This window comes from Pseudomonas sp. RW409, assembly GCF_003184125.1.
In the GTDB taxonomy this organism is placed as follows: Bacteria; Pseudomonadota; Gammaproteobacteria; order Pseudomonadales; family Pseudomonadaceae; genus Aquipseudomonas; species Aquipseudomonas chlororaphis_I.
Genome location: NZ_QHHP01000007.1, coordinates 84,244 through 105,085, shown reverse-complemented (window position 1 = coordinate 105,085; position 20,842 = coordinate 84,244). Strand labels below are relative to the sequence as shown.

Sequence of the window (20,842 nt, the reverse complement as noted above, 5' to 3'; positions counted from 1 at the left end):
AGCAAGCTCGCTCCTACAACGTCTCGCCTACCCCACCACAGATTCCCCCATCTTCGGTTATGCTCGCCCTTTGTCATGACCGGAGCTTTCTGACCCATGTCACCGATTCGTCTGTTGCTACCCCTCAGCCTTGCCCTGCTCGCCGCCTGCGCCAGCCAACCCAAGCAAAACGTCACGGTCGAGAACCAGAGCGAATGCCCAGTGCAACTGAGCAACGGGCAAAACCTGATCCTGACCCTGCCGAGCAACCCGACCACGGGTTATCGCTGGGCAATCCAGGACTCGGCCGGCGGCGTGCTGCGCAAAGTCAGCCCCGAGGTCTACAGCAATCCCGAAGACAGCGGCCTGGTGGGCAGCGCCGGCCAGTCCACCTGGCGCTTCCAGGCCTTCGCTGCCGGAACCGGGCGCCTGCTGCTGACCTATCAGCAACCCTGGGCCCCGGAAGTCGCACCGGTGAAAGCCTTCGACTGCGCCATTTCGGTCAAGTGACATGGGCTGGCTGATCCTGGCGCTGATGGGCGCGGCGACCTTCCTCTACGGCCTGAGCATCCACGCCACCCTGCTGTGCCTGCTGGTCAAGCCGCTGCCGGTGCTGGCCCTGCTCGGCTGGCTGCACGATGCACCTCCCGGCGACTATCGCCGCTGGATCAGCCTCGGCCTGTTGTTCTCCCTGCTCGGCGACGTGTTGCTGGCCTGGCCCGCCGACCTGTTCGTGTTCGGCCTCGGCGCCTTCCTGGTCGCGCACCTGGCCTATCTCAAGGCCTATACCAGTGATTGCCGACGCCTGGCGCCCCTGCCCCTGCTGCTGGCCCTGGTCGCCGGCGCGGCGTTGCTGGGCCTTCTGATCAGCCATGGCCTGGGCCCGTTGCTGGTGCCGGTGATCGTCTACGGCCTGGTCATCAGCGCCATGCTCTGGCGCGCCCTGGCCCGCCTGGGCAGCGACGTGCCCAAGCGCTCGGCGCAACTGGCTGCGGCCGGCGCCGTGGCCTTCGTGTTCTCCGACAGCGTGATCGGCATCAGCCGTTTTGTGGTGGCCTTCGATGCCGCGCCCTACCTGATCATCCTCAGTTACTGGCTGGGGCAATGGGGGATCGCGGCCTCGGCCTTCCGCCAGAAGCCCCGCTGAGCCTGTAAACCCTGTAGCCCTGTAGCCCTGTAGCCCTGTAGCCCTGTAGCCCTGTAGCCGCTGCCGAGCTTGCGAGGCTGCGATCGGTCTGGGCGGCATTCCGACGAAGCGGCCGAAAAACCGGCCACCGCGGTCCTTCAGATAAACTCCATGCACAGGCCTTGCGAGGACTGCGTCCTCATGCGCAGCCTCGCGGGCTCGGCAGCGGCTACAGGGTCACAAGGTGGGGCATCCACCTTGTGTCGCCCTTACGGCCCCAAAGGCCCTTCGGGCCTTATCGCAGCCTGCGGCAGCGGCTACAATGCCGGCCCTCTTTCTATCTCCACCGCTGGAACCGCCGTGAGCAAAGAACCCGACCGCCTTTTCGCCCAGCCCCTGGCCCAGGTGCCCGACTTCGCCTTCAACGAGGACGTGGTGCGGGTGTTCCCGGACATGATCAAGCGCTCGGTGCCGGGTTACCCGACCATTGTCGAGAACCTCGGCGTGCTCGCCGCCCAGTTCGCCCAACCCAACAGCGTGCTCTACGACCTGGGCTCGTCCCTCGGCGCCGTGACCCAGGCCCTGCGCCGCCATGTGCGCACCGACGGCTGCCGGGTGATCGCGGTGGATAACTCGGCGGCCATGGTCGAGCGCTGCCGCGAGTACCTCAACGGCCAGGACTCGATGTTCCAGGAGCTGCTGCCGGTCGAAGTGATCGAAGGCGACATCCTCGCCCTGGAGTTCCAGCCGGCCTCGGTGGTGGCGCTGAACTTCACCCTGCAGTTCATCGCCCCCGAACAGCGCCTGGCCCTGCTCGGGCGCATTCGCCAGGCGCTGCTGCCCGGCGGCGCGCTGATCCTCTCGGAGAAGCTGCGCTTCAATGACCCCGAGGAGCATGCGCTGCTCACCGACCTGCACATCGCTTTCAAGCGCGCCAACGGCTACAGCGAACTGGAAATCGCCCAGAAACGCAGCGCCATCGAAAACGTCATGAAGCCCGACAGCCTCGAAGAACACCGCGAACGCCTGCTGGCCGCCGGGTTCTCGAAAGTCGTGCCGTGGTTCCAGTGTCTTAACTTTGCCTCGTTGATTGCCTTGCCATGATCGATCTGTCCCCCCTCGCCCGCCGCCTGGCCGGTACGCCGCTGGCCGACTGGGCCAACACCCTGCAAGCGCAACTCGACACCAAGATGGAAAAGGGCCACGGCGACCTGGAGCGCTGGCAGAGCGCGCTGGACGCGCTGCCGAAGATCCAGCCGAGCACCATCGACCTGCTCAATGGCCTGACCCTCGACACCGACTGCGACGACGCCACCCGCGCCCAGATGCGCAGCGCGCTGATGGGCCTGTCGCCCTGGCGCAAAGGCCCGTTCGACCTGTTCGGCGTGCACGTGGACACCGAATGGCGCTCGGACTGGAAGTGGTCGCGGGTCGCTCCGCACCTGAACCTGCAAGGCAAGCGCATCCTCGATGTCGGCTGCGGCAACGGCTACTACATGTGGCGCATGCTCGGCGCCGGCGCCCACAGCGTGATCGGCGTCGACCCGAACTGGCTGTTCTTCTGCCAGTTCCAGGCGGTGCAGCGTTACCTGTCGGAACCCGCGGTGTGGCACCTGCCGTTCCCCTTCGAAGACCTGCCGGCCAACCTGGAAGGCTTCGACACGGTGTTTTCCATGGGCGTGTTCTACCACCGCCGCTCGCCGATCGAGCATCTGCTGGCGCTCAAGGACTGCCTGGTCAAGGGCGGCGAACTGGTGCTGGAAACCCTGGTGGTGGAAGGCGACCAGCATCAGGTGCTGGTGCCGGAAGACCGCTACGCGCAGATGCGTAACGTGTGGTTCCTGCCGTCGGTACCGGCCCTGGAACTGTGGCTGCGCCGCGCCGGTTTCAGCGATGTGCGTTGCGTGGATGTAAGCGTGACCAGCGTCGAGGAACAGCGCGGCACCGAGTGGATGAAGTACCAGTCGCTGAGCGACTTCCTCGACCCGAACGACCACAGCAAGACCATCGAAGGCCTGCCGGCGCCGATGCGCGCCGTTATCGTCGCCAGGAAATAAATGCCCCACACCGTGTAGGAGCGAGGCTTGCCCGCGATAGCGATTTCAAGCGTCACGCCAGGTTCGAGGTATGCATGGCCCGGGCTGGCGTCATCGCGAGCAAGCTTCGCTCCTACAGAAGAGGAAGGTGCTCAGTTGCGGCTGGCGCGGCGTGCCTTGAAGAACTCGCTCAACACCGCGCCGCATTCTTCGGCCAGCACCCCGCCCTCGACCAGCACTCGATGGTTGAGAAACCCCTGGCTGAAGAACTGCCCCTGGCTCTGCACGATGCCCGCCTTGGGCTCCAGCGCGCCGTACACCACCCGGGCGATACGCGAATGCACGATCAGCCCGGCGCACATGCTGCACGGTTCCAGAGTCACGTAGAGGGTGCTGCCGGGCAGGCGATAGTTGTCGACCGCCTGGGCCGCGGCGCGGATCGCGACCATTTCCGCGTGGGCGCTGGGGTCGCTGCCGCTGATCGGGCAGTTGTAGCCGCGACCGATGATTTCCCCATCCTGCACCAGCACCGCGCCCACCGGCACCTCGCCCAGGGCCGCGCCCTGGGCGGCCAGGGCCAGGGCTTCACGCATGAACTCCTGGTCGCGGCTGCGATCGATGATCCGGGCGGGGCGAATCTGCCGCATCAGGCCACCTCGATGGCGGCCATCAGGCCGGTTTCCATGTGGTCGATCACATGGCAATGGAACATCCACACCCCCGGGTTATCCGCCACCAGCGCCACCCGGGCACGCTCGTTCTTACCCAGCAGGTAGGTGTCGGTGAAGTACGGGGTGATCTTCTTGCGGTTCGAGGCGATGACCTTGAAGCTCATGCCGTGCAAGTGGATCGGGTGCTGGTACTGAGTCATGTTCTTCAATTCGAAAATGTAGCTCTGGCCCTTCTTGAGCGTGGCGATCGGGCGGTCGGCGCAGGTCTTGTCGGTGATGTCCCAGGCCTTGCCGTTGATCTGCCAGAGGCTCGGTGGCTTGCCATTGTCCACGTTCACCGAGACCGAGCCAACCCACTCGAAGTTGAAGTTGAGCTTCTCGGCGTTATCCAGGTCCGGCTCGGCGATCGGGTTGGCTGGCAACGCCGACGGCCACTCGGTCGGCGCGTCGCTGTTGGCCACCGAACGCAAGGTGCCCAGGCGCACCGGGCCGTTGCGCAGCGCCAGCTCTTCGCCGGCCGGCGGCGCCTTGATCGCTAGGCAGATGCGCATGCCCGGCCCCAGCCAGTATTCCTTGCCCAACGGCCGCGGCTCGATGGGGTTGCCGTCCAGGGCATAGATCTGCGCTTCGACACCGGGGATGTTGATGCGGTAGGTCAGGGTGTTGTCGAGGTTGAGCAGGCGCACGCGAGTGATCTGCCCGGCCGGGATCTCCACCACCGCCTGGGACACGCCGTTGATGGTCGACAGGCGCCCCGCCGTACCGCCACGCGCCGCCTCGCGGGGAATGCTGAACGGCACGAAGGCGCCTGCTTCATCCACATGCCAGCTTTTCAGGCTCAGGGTGCGCTCGTACTTGAAGCCGGTGGGCTCGCGCTCTTCGATGATCAGCGGGCCGACCAGGCCGCGGCCCAGTTCTTCGCTGCTGTTGAGGTGGGGGTGGTACCAGTAGCTGCCGGCATCCGGCACGCGGAACTTGTAGTCGAAGTACTCGCCCGGCATGACCGGCAATTGCGAGACGTAAGGTACGCCGTCCATTTCCAGCGGCAGGCGGATGCCGTGCCAGTGGATGGTGGTGGCCACCGGCAGGTGGTTGATGAAGCGCACCCGCAGCCACTCGCCCTGGCGCACCCGCAGCTCGGTGCCCGGCGCGGAAGGGCCGAAGGCCCAGGCTTCGGTCTTGTGGCCCGGCACCAGCTCGACGTCCAGCGGCGCGGCGATCAGTTGATAATCGTGGCCTGCCTCGGCGTCGGCCATCTTGCCCAGCCAGTAACGCGACGCGCCACCGGCGCCCACGCCAACCACTGCAAGACCGGCCAGACCACCGAGTATCTGTCGACGGGTAAAGGACATGGACTCAACTACCTCACGTATCCGCGGCGGGCCGGGGCCCGCAAAAGGCGAATACGATACACCCGCAGTTGAGAAACAGTAAGGCCGGCGCGGCAAGCGGCCGCAGGTGGGTGGGGCCATGACATGTGAAGAAAAAAAGGCGCTGATCATTCGGACGCTATCGCGAGCAAGCTCGCTCCTACAGGGGAATATGCAGTCCTGTAGGAGCGAGCTTGCTCGCGATCGAGTGCGCAGCACTCGCATAAACTCAGGCTCGACAGCGGCTACGCAGATAACCCGACAAGCAGATGCACCACGCCTCCCGCCAGCGCCATCGTCCCGAGCACGCCAGCGCTGCGTAAGGCCACAACATCGAGCAAGGTCGGATCATGCAATTCCACCCGCACCCGGGTCAGGGCCACGCGCTGCCGGGTCTTGAGGTTATTCGCCCCGCCCAGGGCTGCCAATAGCTCTGGGCTCAGGATGGCATCGCCGGTGGGGCGGGTTGTGGCTTTCGGCTGGTCAGGTACCAGGTCCGGGGTCAGGGCCTTCCAGAACGCCCGCTGCAATTTCTCGAACATGTTCAGTTCTCCAGAACCAGTGAAGGGGCCAGCGTCGACTGTTGATGCTGGTGCAAGGCGTCGCGTACCTGTTCGGCGCTTTCCAGGCCGAGAATGCGTCCGGCAAGGGCCTGGCACTGGCTCAGCTCGACCTCGCGCACGCGGGCCTTGATCGCCGGAATCAACGGCACACTGACCGACAGTTCGTCCACCCCCAGCCCCAGCAGCAGCGGCACCGCCAGGGGTTCCGAAGCCAGCGCCCCGCAGACGCCGACCCACTTGCCGTGGGCATGGGCAGCCTTGACCGTGGAGGCGATCAGACGCAGCACCGCCGGATTGAAACTGTCGGCCTGGCTGGCCAGGCGCGGATGATCGCGGTCCATGGCCAGGGTGTACTGGGTCAGGTCGTTGGTGCCGATGGAGAAGAAATCCACCTCCGGCGCGAACAGGTCGGCCAGCAGCGCCGCCGACGGCACTTCGATCATGATCCCCAGCTTCGGCAACTCCTTGAGCCCCAGGGCCAGGGCTTCGTCCTCCAGCATCTGCCGCGCCTGCCGCAATTCCGCCAGCTGGGTGACCATCGGCAGCATGATGTGCAGGCGGGCCAGCCCCGCGCTGGCGAGGATCGCCCGGAACTGTTCGCGCAACAGCTGCGGGCGATCCAGGCACAGGCGGATCCCGCGCATGCCGAGGAAGGGGTTGGCTTCAGGCTCCATCGGCACATAGGCCAGCGGTTTGTCGCCACCGACATCCAGGGTCCGTACCACCAGGTTGCGCTCTGGCCCCAGAGCCCGGGCGATGGCGCTGTAGGTCGCGGCCTGTTCTTCATGGCTCGGGGCGACGCTGCGGTCCTGGTAAAGAAACTCCGAGCGCAGCAGGCCGACGCCCTCCCCGCCCAGGTCCATGGCTTGCTCGGCCTCGGCCAGCGAAGCGACGTTGGCCGTCACCTCGACATGATGGCCGTCGCGGGTCACCGCGGCCTCGGCGGCCTGTTCCAGCTCCTGGCGCTGGCGCTGCTGTTGCTGCTGACGCCGGGCCTGCAACTGCTCGATCACCGCCAGCTTCGGGTCCAGGTGCAATTCACCCTGGTCGGCATCCAGCAGCACCGGCGTGCCGCTGGCCAACGCCAGTACCTGTACCGGCAGGCCGCAGACCGCCGGCAAGCCCAGGGCCCGGGCCAGAATCGCCACATGGCTGGTGGCGCCGCCGCCGACCGTGGCAAACCCCAGCACCTTGCGGGTATCGAGGCCGGCGGTCTGGGACGGGGTGAGCTGCTCGGCAATCAGGATCGCCTGCTCCGGCAGGACCCAGGCGCTGTCCTGCACGCCCAGCAGCAACTTGAGCACCCGCTGCCCGACATCCATCAGGTCCAGGGCGCGCTCGGCCAGTAGCGGATTGCCCAGGCCCTTGAACAGCTCGGCGGAGGCCTCGGTGGCGCTGTTCCAGGCGAATGCCGCGCTTTTGCCGTCGGCGATCAGGGCATGGGCCTGCTCCAGCAGGCTCGGGTCTTCCAGCAGTTCCTGGTGAGCCTTGAATATCTCGCCCTGGGCGGTGCTGGCGGCCTTGTCCCGCAGGACTTGCAAGGCCTCGGTGGCCTGCGCCAGCGCCCGCTCCAGCAGCTCGCGTTGCACCGCCTGATCGGCGGCGAGTTCGATAATCTCGAGCTTCTGCTCGGCCACCTGCACCACCTGCCCGAAGGCCGATCCCGTCGAGGCGCAGACGCCCCGCAGCAACTTGCCCGATGGCGCGGCAACCGGCGCCACAGGTTTGGCGGCGATCACCGCGCTCACCGCCTCGCCACAACCACTCGCCAGCAACTCGGCCAGGGCCTTGATCGCCGCCTCGGCATCCGCGCCCGCCGCGCTGACTTGCAAGGCATCGCCCTGCGCGGTCTGCAACGCCATGATCGCCACCAGGGACTTGGCGTTGGCGCTGGCCTGCTGCTTGTGCAGGCAGATGCTCGCCTTGAAGCCCTTGGCCGCCTGGGCGAACACCGCCGCCGGGCGCGCATGCAGGCCATTGGGATTAGGCAGCGTCACGGGTTTGGAGAACAGCGCCTCGCCCTCCTCCTCGGGCTCTGTGCTTGGCGCAGGCTCGCCCAGGCTCAACTGCAACAGCGGCTGGCCACTGTCCACCAGTGCACTGTTCGCAGTCAGCCAGGTGAAGGGCTCGCCACTGACCACCAGCATCAGCGTCAACAGGCTGCGGGCATGCACGGCGATGTAGTCAGCATCGAACTCGATCAGCGGCTGCCCGGCCTCGACCCGTTGGCCCTCCTGCACCAGGCGGCTAAAGCCCTTGCCCGCCAGGTTCACCGTGTCCAGGCCGATGTGCATCAGCACCTGCACCCCGTTGTCGTCAGTGATGCTCACCGCATGGCCACTGTCCTGCACGTTGCTGACCACTCCGGCCAGCGGCGCGCGCAGGGTCTGCGAGGTCGGGTCGATGCACAGGCCGTCACCGATGACCCGGCTTGAGAACACCGGATCCGGCACTTGCTCCAGGGGCATCAGTACCCCGGACAGCGGCGCGAGCAGTTGCAATTGTTGGGTTGTAGCCATGACTTCACCTGCTGTTTGTTCTTGTAAGTGCCGATGGAGCGCGAGCCCCGACAGCATCGCTTATTTCCACCAGTACTCGACCTGCAATCCGACGTTCGCACCATGCCTGGCCGTGCCGAAAGCGCCGGTATCGGACAGCGCCGAGCCCGCCGCCAGCTCATTGGCCGCGCGCTTGGCGGCCTGGTTCCAGCTGGCATAGGTGTAGTACAGGCGCACCTCGGGGCGCGCCCAGAATTCCGGGCCCTTGGGCGACCAGGTCGGGGCGAAGGTGAACTTGCTGAGCTTGCGCGTGCCGCCGGGGGCCTCGACCTGATCGTGGCCCAGCTCGGTGACCAGTTTGAACTGCTCGCTGATCGCATAGGCCGGGCGGATACCCAGGGAGATCCAGTTCTGGTCGTTACCGTCGGGGCGGATGTCTTTCTGGTAGATCGCTTCGACCTGCCCGCCAAAGCGCGGGGTCAATTGCCAGTCGAAAAACTCCACCAGGCGGTAGCTCTTGTTGCTGTCGTCCAGTTGCACATTGCCGGTGTAACCCAGCCCGGTACCCGGGCCTTCGCCGTACTGCAACGCCAGCTTGTTCTTGCCGCCCAGGAAGTCCTTCTGCACGTGCTGGGCGGTGATCGCCCACCCCCGATGGGCGTCGCGGCTGTCGGGCTTGTCGATGTAGCTCAGGCCCAGCTCCAGCTCGCCGCCGGGGTTGGTCTTGAAACCGGCGACGTTGAAGTCGTGCCGGTTGATGTAGTCCTTCTGGTACAGGTTGTCCTTGCGCGAGAAGGCGTAGCTGTATTTCAGGTCGCCGATCAGCACGTCCTCGATACCGCCGCCGGTGGCGCTCTGGTTCCAGTAGTAGAAGTCGGAGATATGGATGTCGTTACGCTTGTAGTAACGCCGGCCAGCCCACAGCGAGCCGCCATTGAGGCTGGGCATGTTCGACCACTGGGCATACATCTGCGGCATGCGCGCCGAGCCGTTGTCGCCCTGGAAAGTCAGGCTGCGGTCGTACTGGTTATAGAGCGACGCCATGGCGTCGACGCTGAATACCGAGCCGTCGTCCAGGGTGTAGAGGTCCTGGCGCAGTTCCAGCTCGGCGTACTGTTCGCACTCGTTGCCCAGGCGGTATTTGGACTGGGCGCCGGGCAGTTGGAAACACGACTGCGAGCTGCTGTTGACCGAGGTCCCGAGACCGCTGCGCAGGTAACCGGCGAACTCCAGGGCCTGGGCCGGGAACGGCAAGGCCAGGCAGACGCAAGAGGCTGCAAGGCCGCGATTTATTGTTGTTTTCATAAGCCACCCCATTATTTTTATTCTGTGTGTGCCCCGCAGGCGCCCCCCTACCGGCGAGCGAAAGCTCGCGGTGTGCCGGGCACGCCGCGCTCATGCGGGGAAGGTTGTCAGCGGTCGATCAGGTGCAGGACAAAGGACTCGTAAGGCCGCAGGAACAGCTGGCGGCTGCGGGTTTCATGGTCCGCGTAGTTACTGATGACCAGGCGCTGCTCCATGCGCTCGGTCATCACTCCCTCCGGCAACTGCACTTCGCAGGCGCTGCCGTAGAAATTGTTCACCACCAGCAGGCGCTCGCCCTGCCCTTCGCGCAGATAGGCCCAGACCTGCGGGTGCTCGGCCAGCAGCGGGCGATACTCGCCGTCCTGGATCAGCGGCTCGCGACGGCGCAGGGCAATCAGCTGACGGTAGTGGTGCAACACCGAATCCGGGTCTTCCAGTTGCTGCTCAACGTTGATTTGCGCGGCATTGGCCGGCACGCCGATCCAGGGTTCGACGCTGCTGAAACCGGCATGGGCCCCGGCCTTCCATTGCATTGGCGTGCGCCCGTTGTCCCGGGACTTCTGCATGATCGCCGCCATGTTGTCCGCCTCGCTGTCGCCGGCTTCGCGCTTGAGGCGGTAGATGTTCAGGGTCTCGACATCGCGGTATTGGTCGATGTGGGTAAAACCGGGGTTGGTCATGCCCAGCTCTTCGCCCTGGTAGACGAACGGCGTGCCCTGGAGGAAGTGCAGCGCGGTGGCGAGCATCTTCGCCGAAACCACCCGGTATTCGCCGTCGTCGCCAAAACGCGACACCACCCGCGGCTGGTCGTGGTTACACCAGAACAGCGCGTTCCAGCCGCCACCGGCCTGCATGCCGCTCTGCCAGTCGGAGAGGATGCGCTTGAGCTGGAGGAAGTCGAAATCGGCGCGAATCCACTTCTGCAGGTTCGGGTAATCGACCTTCAGGTGGTGGAAGTTGAAGGTCATCGACAGCTCTTTCGACTCGGGCTGCGAATAACGAATGCAGTGCTCGAGGCTGGTGGAGGACATCTCGCCGACATTGATCAGGTCAAAGCCCTCGAAGACCTCGCGATGCATCTGCTGCAGGTACGGGTGCACGTTCGGGCCGTCGGTATAGAAGCGCCGGCCATCGCTGGCGTCTTCCGGGAAATCGGCCGACTTGGAGATCAGGTTGATCACGTCCAGGCGGAAGCCGCCCACGCCCTTGTCGCGCCAGAAACGCATCATCTTGAACACTTCGGCGCGCACCCGGGGGTTGTCCCAGTTGAGGTCGGCCTGGGTGTGGTCGAACAGGTGCAGGTAGTACTGGCCGGTCTGCGCTTCGTACTCCCAGGCGGAACCGCCGAACTTGGACTCCCAGTTGTTCGGCTGGTCGCGCCAGATGTAGAAGTCGCGGTACGGGTTGTCGAGGCTGCTGCGGGCCTGCTGGAACCACTCATGTTCGATGGAGGTGTGGTTGACCACGATGTCCAGCATCAGCTTGATGCCGCGCTTGCCGGCCTCGGCGATCAGCAGCTCGCAATCGGCCATGGTCCCGTAGCTCGGGTCGATGGCGTAGTAGTCGCTGATGTCGTAGCCGTTGTCGCGCTGCGGCGAGCGCAGGAACGGGGTGAGCCACAGGCAATCGACCCCCAGCCAATGCAGGTAGTCGAGCTTGTCGACCACCCCCAGCAGGTCGCCGGTGGCCTGGCCGCTGTGGCTGTAGAAACTCTTCGGGTAGATCTGGTAGATCACCGAACGCTGCCAGTCTTGCATGGCGGGCTCCTTCAATGGGTTGGGTACTGGCCTTGGGGGCCTTATCGCGATCTGTCAGGCGACGCGATACCCCGGCCGGATGATCTTCATGCTCAAGCCGCAGGTCAGTACGAACGGCACCACCAGGGCGACGACCATGCCGACCACGAACATCGGGATGTACTGGGGAATGATCGAGATGAACCCCGGCAGCCCGCCGACGCCGATGGCCGAGGCCTGGACCTTGTTCAGCGAGAGGAAAATGCTGCCCAGCGCCGAGCCGATCAGCGCGGCGTAGAACGGGAATTTGTAGCGCAGGTTGACGCCGAACATGGCCGGCTCGGTGATGCCGAAATAGGCGGAGATCGCCGAGGTCGAGGCCATGCTGCGATCCCGCGCGTTGCGGCTCATGCTGAACACCGCCAGCGCCGCACTGCCCTGGGCCAGGTTGGACATGACGATCATCGGCCAAATGAAGGTGCCGCCCTGGGTCGAGATCAGTTGCAGGTCCACGGCGAGGAACATGTGGTGCATGCCGGTGATCACCAGCGGCGCGTAGAGCAGGCCGAAAATCGCCCCGCCGACCATCGGCGCCAGCTCGAACAGGGTGACCACGCCTTCGGTGATCAGGATCCCCAGGTGCCGGGTCACCGGGCCGATCACCGCCAGCGCCAGCACACCGGTGACCACTATGGTGGTGATGGGCACGACCAGCAGGGTGATCGCGTTCGGTACCCGCGCCCGCAGCCATTTTTCGATGACGCTCATGACGTAGGCCGCCAGCAGGATCGGCAGGATCTGCCCCTGGTAGCCGACCTTCTCGATCTGGAACAGGCCAAAGATGTCGAAGTACGGCAGGCTCTGGCCCTCCAGCCCGGCCACGGCCTTGCCGTAGTTCCAGGCATTGAGCAGGTCGGGATGCACCAGCATCAGGCCCAGCACGATGCCGAGGATCTCGCTGCCGCCAAAGCGCTTGGCCGCCGACCAGCCCACCAGTGCCGGCAGGAATACGAAGGAGGTGTTGGCCATCAGGTTGATCAGGCTCCACACGCCATCCAGGGTCGGGTAGGCCTCGAGCAGGGTACGGCCCTCGATGAACATGCCCTTGGCGCCGATCAGGTTGTTCACCCCCATCAGCAGGCCGGCAATGATCAGCGCCGGCAGGATCGGCATGAAGACATCGGAAAACACTCGCACCAGGCGCTGCATGGCGTTGGTCTTGTCGGCGCCCTTCTGCTTGACGTCGGCGATGGTGGAGGCGGCCAGCCCGGTGAGTTGGCGCAACGCGGCATAGACCTTTTCGACTTCGCCGGGGCCGATGACCACCTGGAACAGGCCACCGGTGAAAAACGAGCCCTTGACCAGATCGATCTGGTTCAGCGTCGCGCTGTCCACCAGGCTCGGGTCCTTGAGCGCCAGGCGCAGGCGGGTGACGCAATGCGCGGCTTGTTCGAGGTTGTCGGCGCCACCGAGGCTGTGCAGCAACTCGCTGGCGATCGTGGAGTAATCGTGGCTCATGCTTGTTCTTCCGCTTTGGTTTTTTGTTATTGGCAGCACGCCGAAGCGAAAAATACTCGTCTGTACGAGTTAAATCAACAACTCGTACAGACGAGTTTGTCGGTGCCGCTCCGAAATACAGGTCGCAGTGAGTTTCTTCTGCGCAAGAACCGCTCTAGATCCGTGTTTTCCGGCAGAGCACGCCATGCGCGACAGAAAATTCTTAAACTGCTGTAAGGTATTTCATCGCCAGTTCAACACCCGCAACCAGGCGTTCGACCCCAGCGTCTCAAATAGACAAATCCGCTCACGGCCCTTAAGGTTCCCGCCTTGAGCGCAGACGGCACAGAGCCATCCCATGAGTAAATACAACCAGATCTACAGCGATCTGCTTGCCAGCATCACCACCGAGCGCCTGGAACGCGGCGCTCGTCTGCCTTCCGAAACCGAGTTGATGGACAGCTACCAGGCCAGCCGCGGCACCGTGCGCAAGGCCATCGAGCAGTTGCAGGAGCGCGGCTTCGCCCAGAAGATCCATGGCAAAGGCACTTTTGTGCTGTCGCCGCACCCGATCGAGTTCCAGCTGGGCGGCATTGTCAGCTTCCAGGAAACCTATCCGCGCCTGGGCAACGATGTCAGCACCGAGGTGGTGGAGTTCACCCAGTTTCCCCTCGAAGGCGCGTTGCGCGAACACCTGCAGGCCGAGGAAGGCAGCCTGATTACCCGCATCAAGCGGGTGCGGCGTATCGATGGCAAACGGGTGATTCTCGACATCAACCACTTTGTCGCCGAGTTGATCCCGGGGCTGGACCGGCAGATTGCCGAGCACTCGATCTACGCCTACATCGAGCAGACCCTGCAATTGCAGATCAGCTACGCCCAGCGGACCATCGAAGCGATTCCACGCACCCGGGATGACCAGCAGCACCTGGACCTGGAGGGCCAGAGCCACGTGATAGTGGTCAGCAACCAGACCTTCCTGCAGGACGGCCGGCAGTTCGAGTACACCGAATCACGCCACACCCTGGACAAGTTCTACTTCTCTGACGTCGCCCGACGCTGACCGCCACGGCGGGCCCACTCAGCCCAGCAGCGCCACCAGTTGGGCGCTCGGGGTGCCAACCCGCCGGGCCTCCTTGGCAACGTTCACGGATTGCGCGACCCGCGCCACCTCTATCACCGGGTGCTGCAACTGGTAACCGCCCCGGGCCTCCAGCCAGCTCAGCACTTCCGCCAGATGCCAGAGCGAGGCGCTGCCCTCGTGGATCGCCAGGGGGAAGCTGCCGGCATGGTTGAGCATCAGCTTGCGCATGTTCTGCCGGGAGACCCCGACGATATCGGCAATCTCGCTCAGGCCGACGAAATCCGGGCTGGCCTCTACCAGCCGCGCATCCGGAATGATCCGCTTGATATCGCCCAGGGCACTGAGCAGCGCCGCCTCACCGCTTTCGGCCTCGCGGCTGAACTCCAGCGCCAGGCGTCCCGCCAGCCCGGTACCGACCAGCGCGTCGGTGCAGCCCCCCGCGCCGAGGCGCTCCACCAGCACGTCCGGGTCGCAGTCGTGGGCGGGCAGCAGGTAGTTGAGGGTAAACAGGTATTCCATGGTCATGACTCCCGACGAGGTTGCGGGACTTTCCCGCCGCGCAGCTGATTCAGCGTGCAGTTGTCGACTACCCGGCACAGCGCCCGGGCATGCTGGAGGGGATTTTTCGGCGAGCTCCACACACTGGTGATGCAGAACTCGCCGCAACGACACACCTCGCTGTTGTAAGGGCAGTAGATCTTGCCCCAGGCATGACCACCGCCGACTTCAACGCGCCAGCCCTGCCACTCGGCGTAACGCAGCGCCATTTCAATGTCTTTCTTGGGATGAGGTGTGCGAGCCATCCATGGCCTCCAGTCTCGTCAACAATGAAAAGGTTGTCAACTGACAACCATGAATTCTTTCAACGCCTACGCCGGCATCGCCAAAGGCCGCCGCTGGGAATTCGATGAATGTCTGTCGAGGGTACACAGGCCAGGCGAGCGACGATGGGCCCATGTCTTTCCTGGTATTGCGGGAGGGCTGGAAACCGGGCGTTTTAAAGACCCTGAAACACAAATGGCGATCGACACCCGAAGGTCTCGATCGCCATTGCTGTTGCCTGAACGATCAGCAGCCGATCACTCGGCCGGGATCATTCCCACTCGATGGTGGCTGGCGGCTTGCTCGATACGTCGTAGGTGACGCGGGAGATGCCTTCGATCTCGTTGATGATCCGGCCGCTGACGGTTTCCAGCAGCTCGTAAGGCAGGTGCGCCCAACGTGCGGTCATGAAATCGATGGTTTCCACGGCACGCAGGGCCACGACCCAGGCGTAACGACGGCCGTCACCGACCACACCCACCGATTTCACCGGCTGGAACACCACGAACGCCTGGCTGACCTTGTGGTACCAGTCGGCCTTGCGCAGCTCTTCGATGAAGATGTGGTCGGCGCGACGCAGCAGGTCGGCGTATTCCTTCTTCACTTCGCCGAGGATGCGCACGCCCAGGCCCGGGCCCGGGAACGGGTGACGGTAGACCATGTCGTACGGCAGGCCCAGCTCCAGGCCCAGACGACGGACTTCGTCCTTGAACAGCTCGCGCAGTGGCTCGACCAGCTTGAGGTTCATCTCTTCCGGCAGGCCGCCCACGTTGTGGTGCGACTTGATCACGTGGGCCTTGCCGCTCTTGGCGCCAGCCGACTCGATCACGTCCGGGTAGATGGTGCCCTGGGCCAGGAACTTGATGTTGTCAAGCTTGCAGGATTCGGCATCGAACACGTCGATGAAGGTACGGCCGATGATCTTGCGCTTCTTCTCCGGGTCGGCTTCGCCGGCCAGGTTGTTGAGGAACTGGTCCTCGGCGTTGGCGCGGATCACCTTGACGCCCATGTTCTCGGCGAACATGGCCATCACTTGCTCGCCTTCGTGCAGGCGCAGCAGGCCGTTGTCGACGAAGACGCAGGTCAGTTGGTCGCCGATGGCCTTGTGCAGCAGGGCCGCGACCACCGAGGAGTCGACACCGCCGGACAGGCCCAGCAGAACGTTGTCGGTGCCCACCTGGGCACGCACCTGGGCGATAGCGTCTTCAGCGATCTTCGACGGCGTCCACAGGGCTTCGCAGCCGCAGATGTCGAGGATGAAGCGCGACAGGATGCGACCGCCCTGCTTGGTGTGGGTCACTTCCGGGTGGAACTGCACGCCGTAGTAGCGCAGGTCGTCGTTGAACATGCCGGCGATCGGGCAGCTCGGGGTGCTGGCCAGGATGTGGAAGTCTTCCGGCATCTTGGTGACCTTGTCACCGTGGCTCATCCACACGTCGAGGCCGAACAGGCCGTCGGCGTCGACGTGGTCTTCGATGCCGTCCAGCAGGCGGCTCTTGCCGACCACATCGACGCGGGCATAACCGAATTCACGCAGCTCGGAACCCTCGACCTTGCCGCCCATTTGCTCGGCCATGGTCTGCATGCCGTAGCAGATACCGAAGACCGGCACGCCCAGGTCGAACACCGCTTGCGGGCAGCGCGGGCTATCGGCTTCGTGCACGGACTCGGGGCCGCCGGCGAGAATGACGCCTTTGGGAGCGAATTCGCGAATCGCTTCGTCATCCATGTCGAACGGATGCAGTTCGCAGTACACGCCGATTTCACGCACGCGACGGGCGATCAATTGGGTGTACTGGGAACCGAAATCGAGGATCAGGATGCGGTGGGCATGAATGTCGAGGGCCATGATTCAGTCTCGTCTAGGTAATTCGAAAACAGTCGTGATTCAGAAACGACTCGGGGCTGAATAAAACAGCCCCGGTCATTTAACGTTTTGCTTGAAGCATCAACCTACGCGGTAGTTCGGCGCTTCCTTGGTGATCTGCACGTCGTGGACGTGGGACTCAGCCATACCGGCGCCAGTGATGCGTACGAACTCCGGCTTGGTGCGCATTTCTTCGATGTTGGCGCTACCGGTGTAGCCCATGGAAGAACGCAGGCCACCCATCAGTTGATGGATGATGGCGGTCAGGGTGCCCTTGTAAGGAACACGGCCTTCGATGCCTTCCGGAACCAGCTTCTCGGCACCCGCGGAGGAGTCCTGGAAGTAACGGTCGGAAGAGCCCTGGGCCTGGGACATGGCGCCCAGCGAACCCATGCCGCGGTAAGCCTTGTAGGAACGGCCCTGGAACAGTTCGATTTCGCCTGGCGCTTCTTCGGTACCGGCGAACATCGAGCCCATCATCACCGCGGAAGCACCAGCGACGATGGCCTTGGACAGGTCACCGGAGAAGCGGATGCCGCCGTCGGCGATCAATGGAACGCCGGTGCCTTCAAGGGCTGCGGCGACATTGGCGATGGCGCTGATTTGCGGTACGCCGACACCGGCGACGATACGGGTGGTGCAGATCGAGCCCGGGCCGATACCGACCTTGACTGCGTCGGCGCCGGCTGCGGCCAGGGCCTTGGCAGCGGCACCGGTGGCGATGTTGCCGCCGATCACTTGCACTTGCGGGTAGTTTTCCTTGACCCAGCGAACGCGATCGATCACGCCTTTGGAGTGACCGTGGGCGGTGTCGACCACCACCACGTCCACACCGGCGTTGACCAGGGCGGCAACACGGTCACCGGTGTCTTTACCGGTACCGACTGCAGCACCTACGCGCAGACGACCTTGATCGTCCTTGCTGGCCAGCGGGTAAGCCTTGGCTTTTTCGATGTCGTTGACGGTCATCATGCCCTTGAGGGCGAACTTGTCGTCGACGATCAGCACGCGCTCGATGCGGTGCTTGTGCAGCAGCTCGCGCACGTCGTTCTTGTCGGCGCCTTCCTTGACCGTGACCAGGCGCTCTTTAGGCGTCATCACTTCACGGACGCTGGCGTCCAGGCGGTTTTCGAAACGCACGTCACGGGAAGTGACGATGCCGACCAGGTCGCCATCGTGCAGTACCGGCACGCCGGAAATGTTGTGCATGCGGGTCAGTTCGAACAGGTCGCGCACCGTGGCGTCAGCCTCGATGGTGATCGGGTCTTTGACGACGCCGGCTTCGAACTTCTTGACCTTGCGGACTTCGGCAGCTTGCTGCTCGATGGTCATGTTCTTGTGGATGATGCCGATGCCACCTTCCTGAGCCATGGCGATTGCCAGACGGGCTTCAGTGACGGTGTCCATTGCGGCGGAAACCAGTGGAATATTCAGCTCGATGCCACGGGTAAGACGGGTCTTGAGACTGACTTCGTTAGGAAGCACCTCGGAATAACCAGGCACTAGGAGAATGTCGTCGAAGGTCAGAGCTTCTTGGCTGATACGCAGCATCGCGGGGGCTCCCGAGCGGGAAAATGGAAGCGCGCCATTATACTCAGACACCTACCCGGGCTCAATGTAAAACTCTGTCTATTATCAACGGGGTGATGGATGGGGAATTTGCCGGAACGCAGCGTCTGTTTCGCGGGCCAGCATTGCACCTGCCGGCGATGAATCCAGCACCCGGGCCCGGTTGCCGAAATCCCCTTACAACTCCACCTTCACCCAGCTCACCGGCTGATCCAGCCATTCGGCGAACTCGTCGAGAAAGCTCTGCTTGAACCCGGCCTCGGCCCAGTTGTTGAAGATGAAACCGAGGTTGGAAAACCCGCACTCCTGCAAGAACAGAAAACCGTTGATGTCATCTTCATGCCCGCACTCGGGGCAGGTGAAGTTATCGGTGCGCCCGGGCATCCAGTCTTCCAGGCTCTCGAACAGCGCCTCCCCCACTTCCTGGCGGCACTCGGCGCAGCCCGCTTCCTCGAGAAACCCCTTGGCCGGGGTGTAGATGCAGCGCTTGGTAATGATCTCCAGGCCGTTGACCGGTTCGCCGAAGGGCAAGGCCTCCGGGCGCAGCACGACTTCGCGCGCGCCCGGGGCAATGGCGTGCGCCATGCGATTGCCGGTACGGCCACAGGTGCTCAAGGCTTCCTCGACGATGTTCTTGCGCACCAGCCAGCGCACGATCGCCCGGGCGCGGGGTTCGTGAACCGGCAAGGTGGAGATTTTCGGGACGATGATGCTTTGCGAGTTCATGGGTGGGGCCTGAAGCGTTTGAAGGGAAGTCTGCGTCGCCTGTTCGGACGGTACGCCTGTGAGCCGATACCTACTAATAAGTGTAGAAGTCGACATGCCGGGTAGATCCGAGGGCCCGCAGCTTAATCCCTGAACCCCACAGGTCAAGTACTCAGGTAACGACCGATCAGGGCAATGCCGCTGGCCAGCACCAGCCAGGTCACCAGCCGGACGAACGCCTCGCGGGACAGCTTCATCGTCAGCCGCCGCCCCATCCACAAGCCCAGCGCCATCGCCGGCAACAAGCACAGCGCCAGCAGCAATAAAGGCAGCTGCGCATAAACCCCGGCAATGGCGAACAGGCTCAGGCGCACCACCGTGCTGCAACTGATCAACGCACTCTGGGTGGCCCGCGCCGCATCCTTGGACAGGCGGCTGTTCAGATAGATCGCATATAAAAAGCCGCCACTGCCGAACAGCGCCCCGAATGTCCCGCCCACGGTCCCCATGGGAATCGCCCAGCCCGCCGCCAGCGCCTTGGGTCGTGCCTTGCCCCACAGGCTGTACACCGCATAAGCGCTGATAAACAGCCCCATCAACAGCAGCAACAGGTCGGATTTGAGGTTGAGCAGGAAGATCACCCCCAGGGTGCAGCCCAGCGCCATGCACGGCAGCAGGCGTACCAGCTCGGAGCGATCGACCTCCCGCCGCGATGGCAAGAGATTGCCAAAGGCGGCGACAAAATCCAGCAGCACCAGCAGCGGGATTATTTTCGACAGCGGCATGAACAGGATCAGCACCGGCCCGGCCACCAGCGCCGTACCAAACCCGGCAATGCCAAACACGATATAAGCCAGGGCGATTCCCAGGCCGATCGCCAACCAGCCACTCGCTCCCCACGACCACTGCCCCAACAACTCGACCATGCTCATCGATTCGCCATCCTTCTTTAATCAAGGAATGACTTTAGCCAGCCACAAGCCTTGCGACTAATATCATCAAAGCCAGCAACCCATCTCAAAAAGGCATGACGAGTGATTTCAACCCGCCAACTGCGCTATTTCGTGGAAATCGCCGACAGCGGCAGTTTCAGCGCCGCCGCCGAACGCCTGTTCGTTGCCCAGTCCGCCCTCAGCCGGCAGATCAAGGAACTGGAAACCCATCTCAAGACCCCGCTGTTCGAGCGCACCGCGCGCCTGCCCAGGCTGACGGCGGCGGGTGAAGCCTTCTACCCGCGCGCCCGCAACCTGCTCGACGAGCTGAACAAGGCCAGCGAGCTGGTAACCCAGGTCGGCCATGGGCAACTGGGGACATTGCGCCTGAGCCACTCCAGCACGGTGTCCATGAGCGGCCGCTTGCTGCAGGCCATCAGCGGTTATCTGGAGCAGTGCCCGGGCGTCTCGATGGACATCGCCACCCTGTCTTCCGAAGCGCAGCTGGAGGAAGTCGCCGAAGGCCGGCTGGATATCGGCCTGCTACGGCTGCCGGTACTGCGCCAGCGCGAGGGCGTGCGGATCACGCCGCTGTTCAGCGAGCGCCTGCTGCTGGCGGTGCCGCCGGGTCACCCTCTGGCATCGGATCCTCCTGAGCAGGGCGTGGATCTGGCGCAACTGCGCGACGAAGCCTTTATCTCCATTCCCCATCCACAGCGTGGAGGCCTGAGTTACCTGTCGGCCGAGTTGTGCATGCGCCAGGGCTTTTTCCCCAAGGCGGCGCGGGTGTTGTCGCGCAAGACCACGCAGTTGCAGTTGATCCAGGCCGGATTCGGCATCGCCCTGTTGCCCGAATCGATGCAAGACATTGCACCCGCCAGCCTGCACTTCCTGCCCTTGGCGGACCCGGCCTGCCAGAGCACGGTCGCCCTCGCCTGCCGGCAAGACCCGACACCTCTGGTCAAGCAGTTCATCGAACACTTCCACGCCGCCCTCACGCCCTGACCACTGAAGGAGTATTCGAGGCCGACAAAGGCATCGTCTCCTTTTGTTTCGATCCATGGAGATTGTTTGCCGAATGC

At 63.9% G+C, this 20,842-nt stretch carries 19 protein-coding genes; 6 read left to right on the top strand and 13 right to left on the bottom strand.

Annotated features, from left to right (window positions below; all coding sequences use genetic code 11):
* Positions 1-96 precede the first annotated feature (96 nt).
* From DK261_RS07770 to cmoB, 4 genes are all read left to right on the top strand, one after another.
* Positions 97-489: a protease inhibitor I42 family protein gene (locus DK261_RS07770; RefSeq protein WP_009050611.1), complete on the top strand. Its 393-nt coding sequence runs from the start codon at positions 97-99 to the stop codon at positions 487-489.
* A 1-nt stretch (position 490) separates the two neighbouring features.
* Positions 491-1,126, top strand: a complete 636-nt coding sequence (locus DK261_RS07765; RefSeq protein ID WP_110175526.1) for a lysoplasmalogenase — start codon at positions 491-493, stop codon at positions 1,124-1,126.
* Positions 1,127-1,465: 339 nt separating this feature from the next.
* The gene (gene cmoA, locus DK261_RS07760; protein WP_009050613.1) at positions 1,466-2,209 is read left to right on the top strand and encodes a carboxy-S-adenosyl-L-methionine synthase CmoA; all 744 of its coding nucleotides are present in this window, start codon (positions 1,466-1,468) and stop codon (positions 2,207-2,209) included.
* Positions 2,206-3,162 (top strand): tRNA 5-methoxyuridine(34)/uridine 5-oxyacetic acid(34) synthase CmoB, encoded by a 957-nt coding sequence (gene cmoB, locus DK261_RS07755; protein WP_009050614.1) that lies wholly within the window; start codon positions 2,206-2,208, stop codon positions 3,160-3,162. Before cmoA ends, cmoB begins: the two co-directional genes overlap by 4 nt.
* A 131-nt stretch (positions 3,163-3,293) precedes the next feature.
* Here the strand turns inward: cmoB and tadA are convergent, their stop codons facing one another.
* The 7 genes from tadA to treP all read right to left on the bottom strand — a co-directional run bounded on the left by tadA (position 3,294) and on the right by treP (position 12,802).
* Positions 3,294-3,788: a tRNA adenosine(34) deaminase TadA gene (tadA, locus tag DK261_RS07750; RefSeq protein WP_009050615.1), complete on the bottom strand. Its 495-nt coding sequence runs from the start codon at positions 3,786-3,788 to the stop codon at positions 3,294-3,296.
* The gene (locus DK261_RS07745; protein WP_110175525.1) at positions 3,788-5,164 is read right to left on the bottom strand and encodes a multicopper oxidase family protein; all 1,377 of its coding nucleotides are present in this window, start codon (positions 5,162-5,164) and stop codon (positions 3,788-3,790) included. Before DK261_RS07745 ends, tadA begins: the two co-directional genes overlap by 1 nt.
* A gap of 263 nt (positions 5,165-5,427) precedes the next feature.
* On the bottom strand, positions 5,428-5,724 hold the full coding sequence (locus tag DK261_RS07740; RefSeq protein ID WP_041984315.1) for a PTS transporter subunit EIIB: 297 nt from the start codon (positions 5,722-5,724) through the stop codon (positions 5,428-5,430).
* Positions 5,725-5,726: 2 nt separating this feature from the next.
* On the bottom strand, positions 5,727-8,264 hold the full coding sequence (gene ptsP / locus DK261_RS07735; protein ID WP_110175524.1) for a phosphoenolpyruvate--protein phosphotransferase: 2,538 nt from the start codon (positions 8,262-8,264) through the stop codon (positions 5,727-5,729).
* A gap of 60 nt (positions 8,265-8,324) precedes the next feature.
* Positions 8,325-9,548, bottom strand: a complete 1,224-nt coding sequence (locus tag DK261_RS07730) for a carbohydrate porin (RefSeq protein ID WP_028683311.1) — start codon at positions 9,546-9,548, stop codon at positions 8,325-8,327.
* Between the two features lie 107 nt (positions 9,549-9,655).
* A complete protein-coding gene (gene treC / locus DK261_RS07725) occupies positions 9,656-11,305 on the bottom strand; it encodes an alpha,alpha-phosphotrehalase (protein ID WP_110175523.1) in 1,650 nt (549 codons plus the stop codon).
* Between the two features lie 54 nt (positions 11,306-11,359).
* Entirely contained in the window at positions 11,360-12,802 is a 1,443-nt protein-coding gene (treP, locus tag DK261_RS07720) for a PTS system trehalose-specific EIIBC component (RefSeq protein WP_016703477.1), read from the bottom strand.
* Positions 12,803-13,139: 337 nt separating this feature from the next.
* On the opposite strand from treP, the gene treR reads away from it, so the two are divergent.
* The gene (gene treR, locus DK261_RS07715) at positions 13,140-13,844 is read left to right on the top strand and encodes a trehalose operon repressor (protein ID WP_009050622.1); all 705 of its coding nucleotides are present in this window, start codon (positions 13,140-13,142) and stop codon (positions 13,842-13,844) included.
* 18 nt (positions 13,845-13,862) lie between these two features.
* On the opposite strand, the gene DK261_RS07710 is transcribed toward treR, so the two are convergent.
* The 6 genes from DK261_RS07710 to DK261_RS07685 form a co-directional block, all read right to left on the bottom strand.
* The gene (locus DK261_RS07710; RefSeq protein ID WP_110175522.1) at positions 13,863-14,384 is read right to left on the bottom strand and encodes an AlpA family transcriptional regulator; all 522 of its coding nucleotides are present in this window, start codon (positions 14,382-14,384) and stop codon (positions 13,863-13,865) included.
* A 2-nt stretch (positions 14,385-14,386) separates the two neighbouring features.
* Positions 14,387-14,668 carry a hypothetical protein gene (locus DK261_RS07705; RefSeq protein ID WP_053269833.1) on the bottom strand — a complete coding sequence of 94 codons (282 nt, stop codon included), beginning with the start codon at positions 14,666-14,668 and terminating at the stop codon, positions 14,387-14,389.
* Positions 14,669-14,958: 290 nt separating this feature from the next.
* Positions 14,959-16,536: a glutamine-hydrolyzing GMP synthase gene (gene guaA / locus DK261_RS07700; RefSeq protein WP_016703480.1), complete on the bottom strand. Its 1,578-nt coding sequence runs from the start codon at positions 16,534-16,536 to the stop codon at positions 14,959-14,961.
* A gap of 99 nt (positions 16,537-16,635) precedes the next feature.
* Complete coding sequence (gene guaB, locus DK261_RS07695) at positions 16,636-18,105, bottom strand: IMP dehydrogenase (RefSeq protein ID WP_009050626.1); 1,470 nt, start codon at positions 18,103-18,105, stop codon at positions 16,636-16,638.
* Positions 18,106-18,300: 195 nt separating this feature from the next.
* Entirely contained in the window at positions 18,301-18,849 is a 549-nt protein-coding gene (locus DK261_RS07690; RefSeq protein WP_009050627.1) for a hypothetical protein, read from the bottom strand.
* Between the two features lie 143 nt (positions 18,850-18,992).
* Positions 18,993-19,760: a sulfite exporter TauE/SafE family protein gene (locus DK261_RS07685; protein WP_110175521.1), complete on the bottom strand. Its 768-nt coding sequence runs from the start codon at positions 19,758-19,760 to the stop codon at positions 18,993-18,995.
* Between the two features lie 102 nt (positions 19,761-19,862).
* On the opposite strand from DK261_RS07685, the gene DK261_RS07680 reads away from it, so the two are divergent.
* Positions 19,863-20,765 (top strand): LysR family transcriptional regulator, encoded by a 903-nt coding sequence (locus DK261_RS07680; protein ID WP_110175520.1) that lies wholly within the window; start codon positions 19,863-19,865, stop codon positions 20,763-20,765.
* Positions 20,766-20,842 lie beyond the last annotated feature (77 nt).

Coding starts and splice junctions, on each gene's coding strand:
- DK261_RS07770 (WP_009050611.1), top strand. CDS start 97: ATGTCACCGATTCGTCTGTTGCTACCCCTCAGCCTTGCCCTGCTCGCC.
- DK261_RS07765 (WP_110175526.1), top strand. CDS start 491: ATGGGCTGGCTGATCCTGGCGCTGATGGGCGCGGCGACCTTCCTCTAC.
- cmoB (WP_009050614.1), top strand. CDS start 2,206: ATGATCGATCTGTCCCCCCTCGCCCGCCGCCTGGCCGGTACGCCGCTG.
- tadA (WP_009050615.1), bottom strand. CDS start 3,788: ATGCGGCAGATTCGCCCCGCCCGGATCATCGATCGCAGCCGCGACCAG.
- DK261_RS07745 (WP_110175525.1), bottom strand. CDS start 5,164: ATGTCCTTTACCCGTCGACAGATACTCGGTGGTCTGGCCGGTCTTGCA.
- DK261_RS07740 (WP_041984315.1), bottom strand. CDS start 5,724: ATGTTCGAGAAATTGCAGCGGGCGTTCTGGAAGGCCCTGACCCCGGAC.
- ptsP (WP_110175524.1), bottom strand. CDS start 8,264: ATGGCTACAACCCAACAATTGCAACTGCTCGCGCCGCTGTCCGGGGTA.
- DK261_RS07730 (WP_028683311.1), bottom strand. CDS start 9,548: ATGAAAACAACAATAAATCGCGGCCTTGCAGCCTCTTGCGTCTGCCTG.
- treC (WP_110175523.1), bottom strand. CDS start 11,305: ATGCAAGACTGGCAGCGTTCGGTGATCTACCAGATCTACCCGAAGAGT.
- treP (WP_016703477.1), bottom strand. CDS start 12,802: ATGAGCCACGATTACTCCACGATCGCCAGCGAGTTGCTGCACAGCCTC.
- treR (WP_009050622.1), top strand. CDS start 13,140: ATGAGTAAATACAACCAGATCTACAGCGATCTGCTTGCCAGCATCACC.
- DK261_RS07710 (WP_110175522.1), bottom strand. CDS start 14,384: ATGGAATACCTGTTTACCCTCAACTACCTGCTGCCCGCCCACGACTGC.
- DK261_RS07705 (WP_053269833.1), bottom strand. CDS start 14,668: ATGGCTCGCACACCTCATCCCAAGAAAGACATTGAAATGGCGCTGCGT.
- guaA (WP_016703480.1), bottom strand. CDS start 16,536: ATGGCCCTCGACATTCATGCCCACCGCATCCTGATCCTCGATTTCGGT.
- guaB (WP_009050626.1), bottom strand. CDS start 18,105: ATGCTGCGTATCAGCCAAGAAGCTCTGACCTTCGACGACATTCTCCTA.
- DK261_RS07690 (WP_009050627.1), bottom strand. CDS start 18,849: ATGAACTCGCAAAGCATCATCGTCCCGAAAATCTCCACCTTGCCGGTT.
- DK261_RS07685 (WP_110175521.1), bottom strand. CDS start 19,760: ATGAGCATGGTCGAGTTGTTGGGGCAGTGGTCGTGGGGAGCGAGTGGC.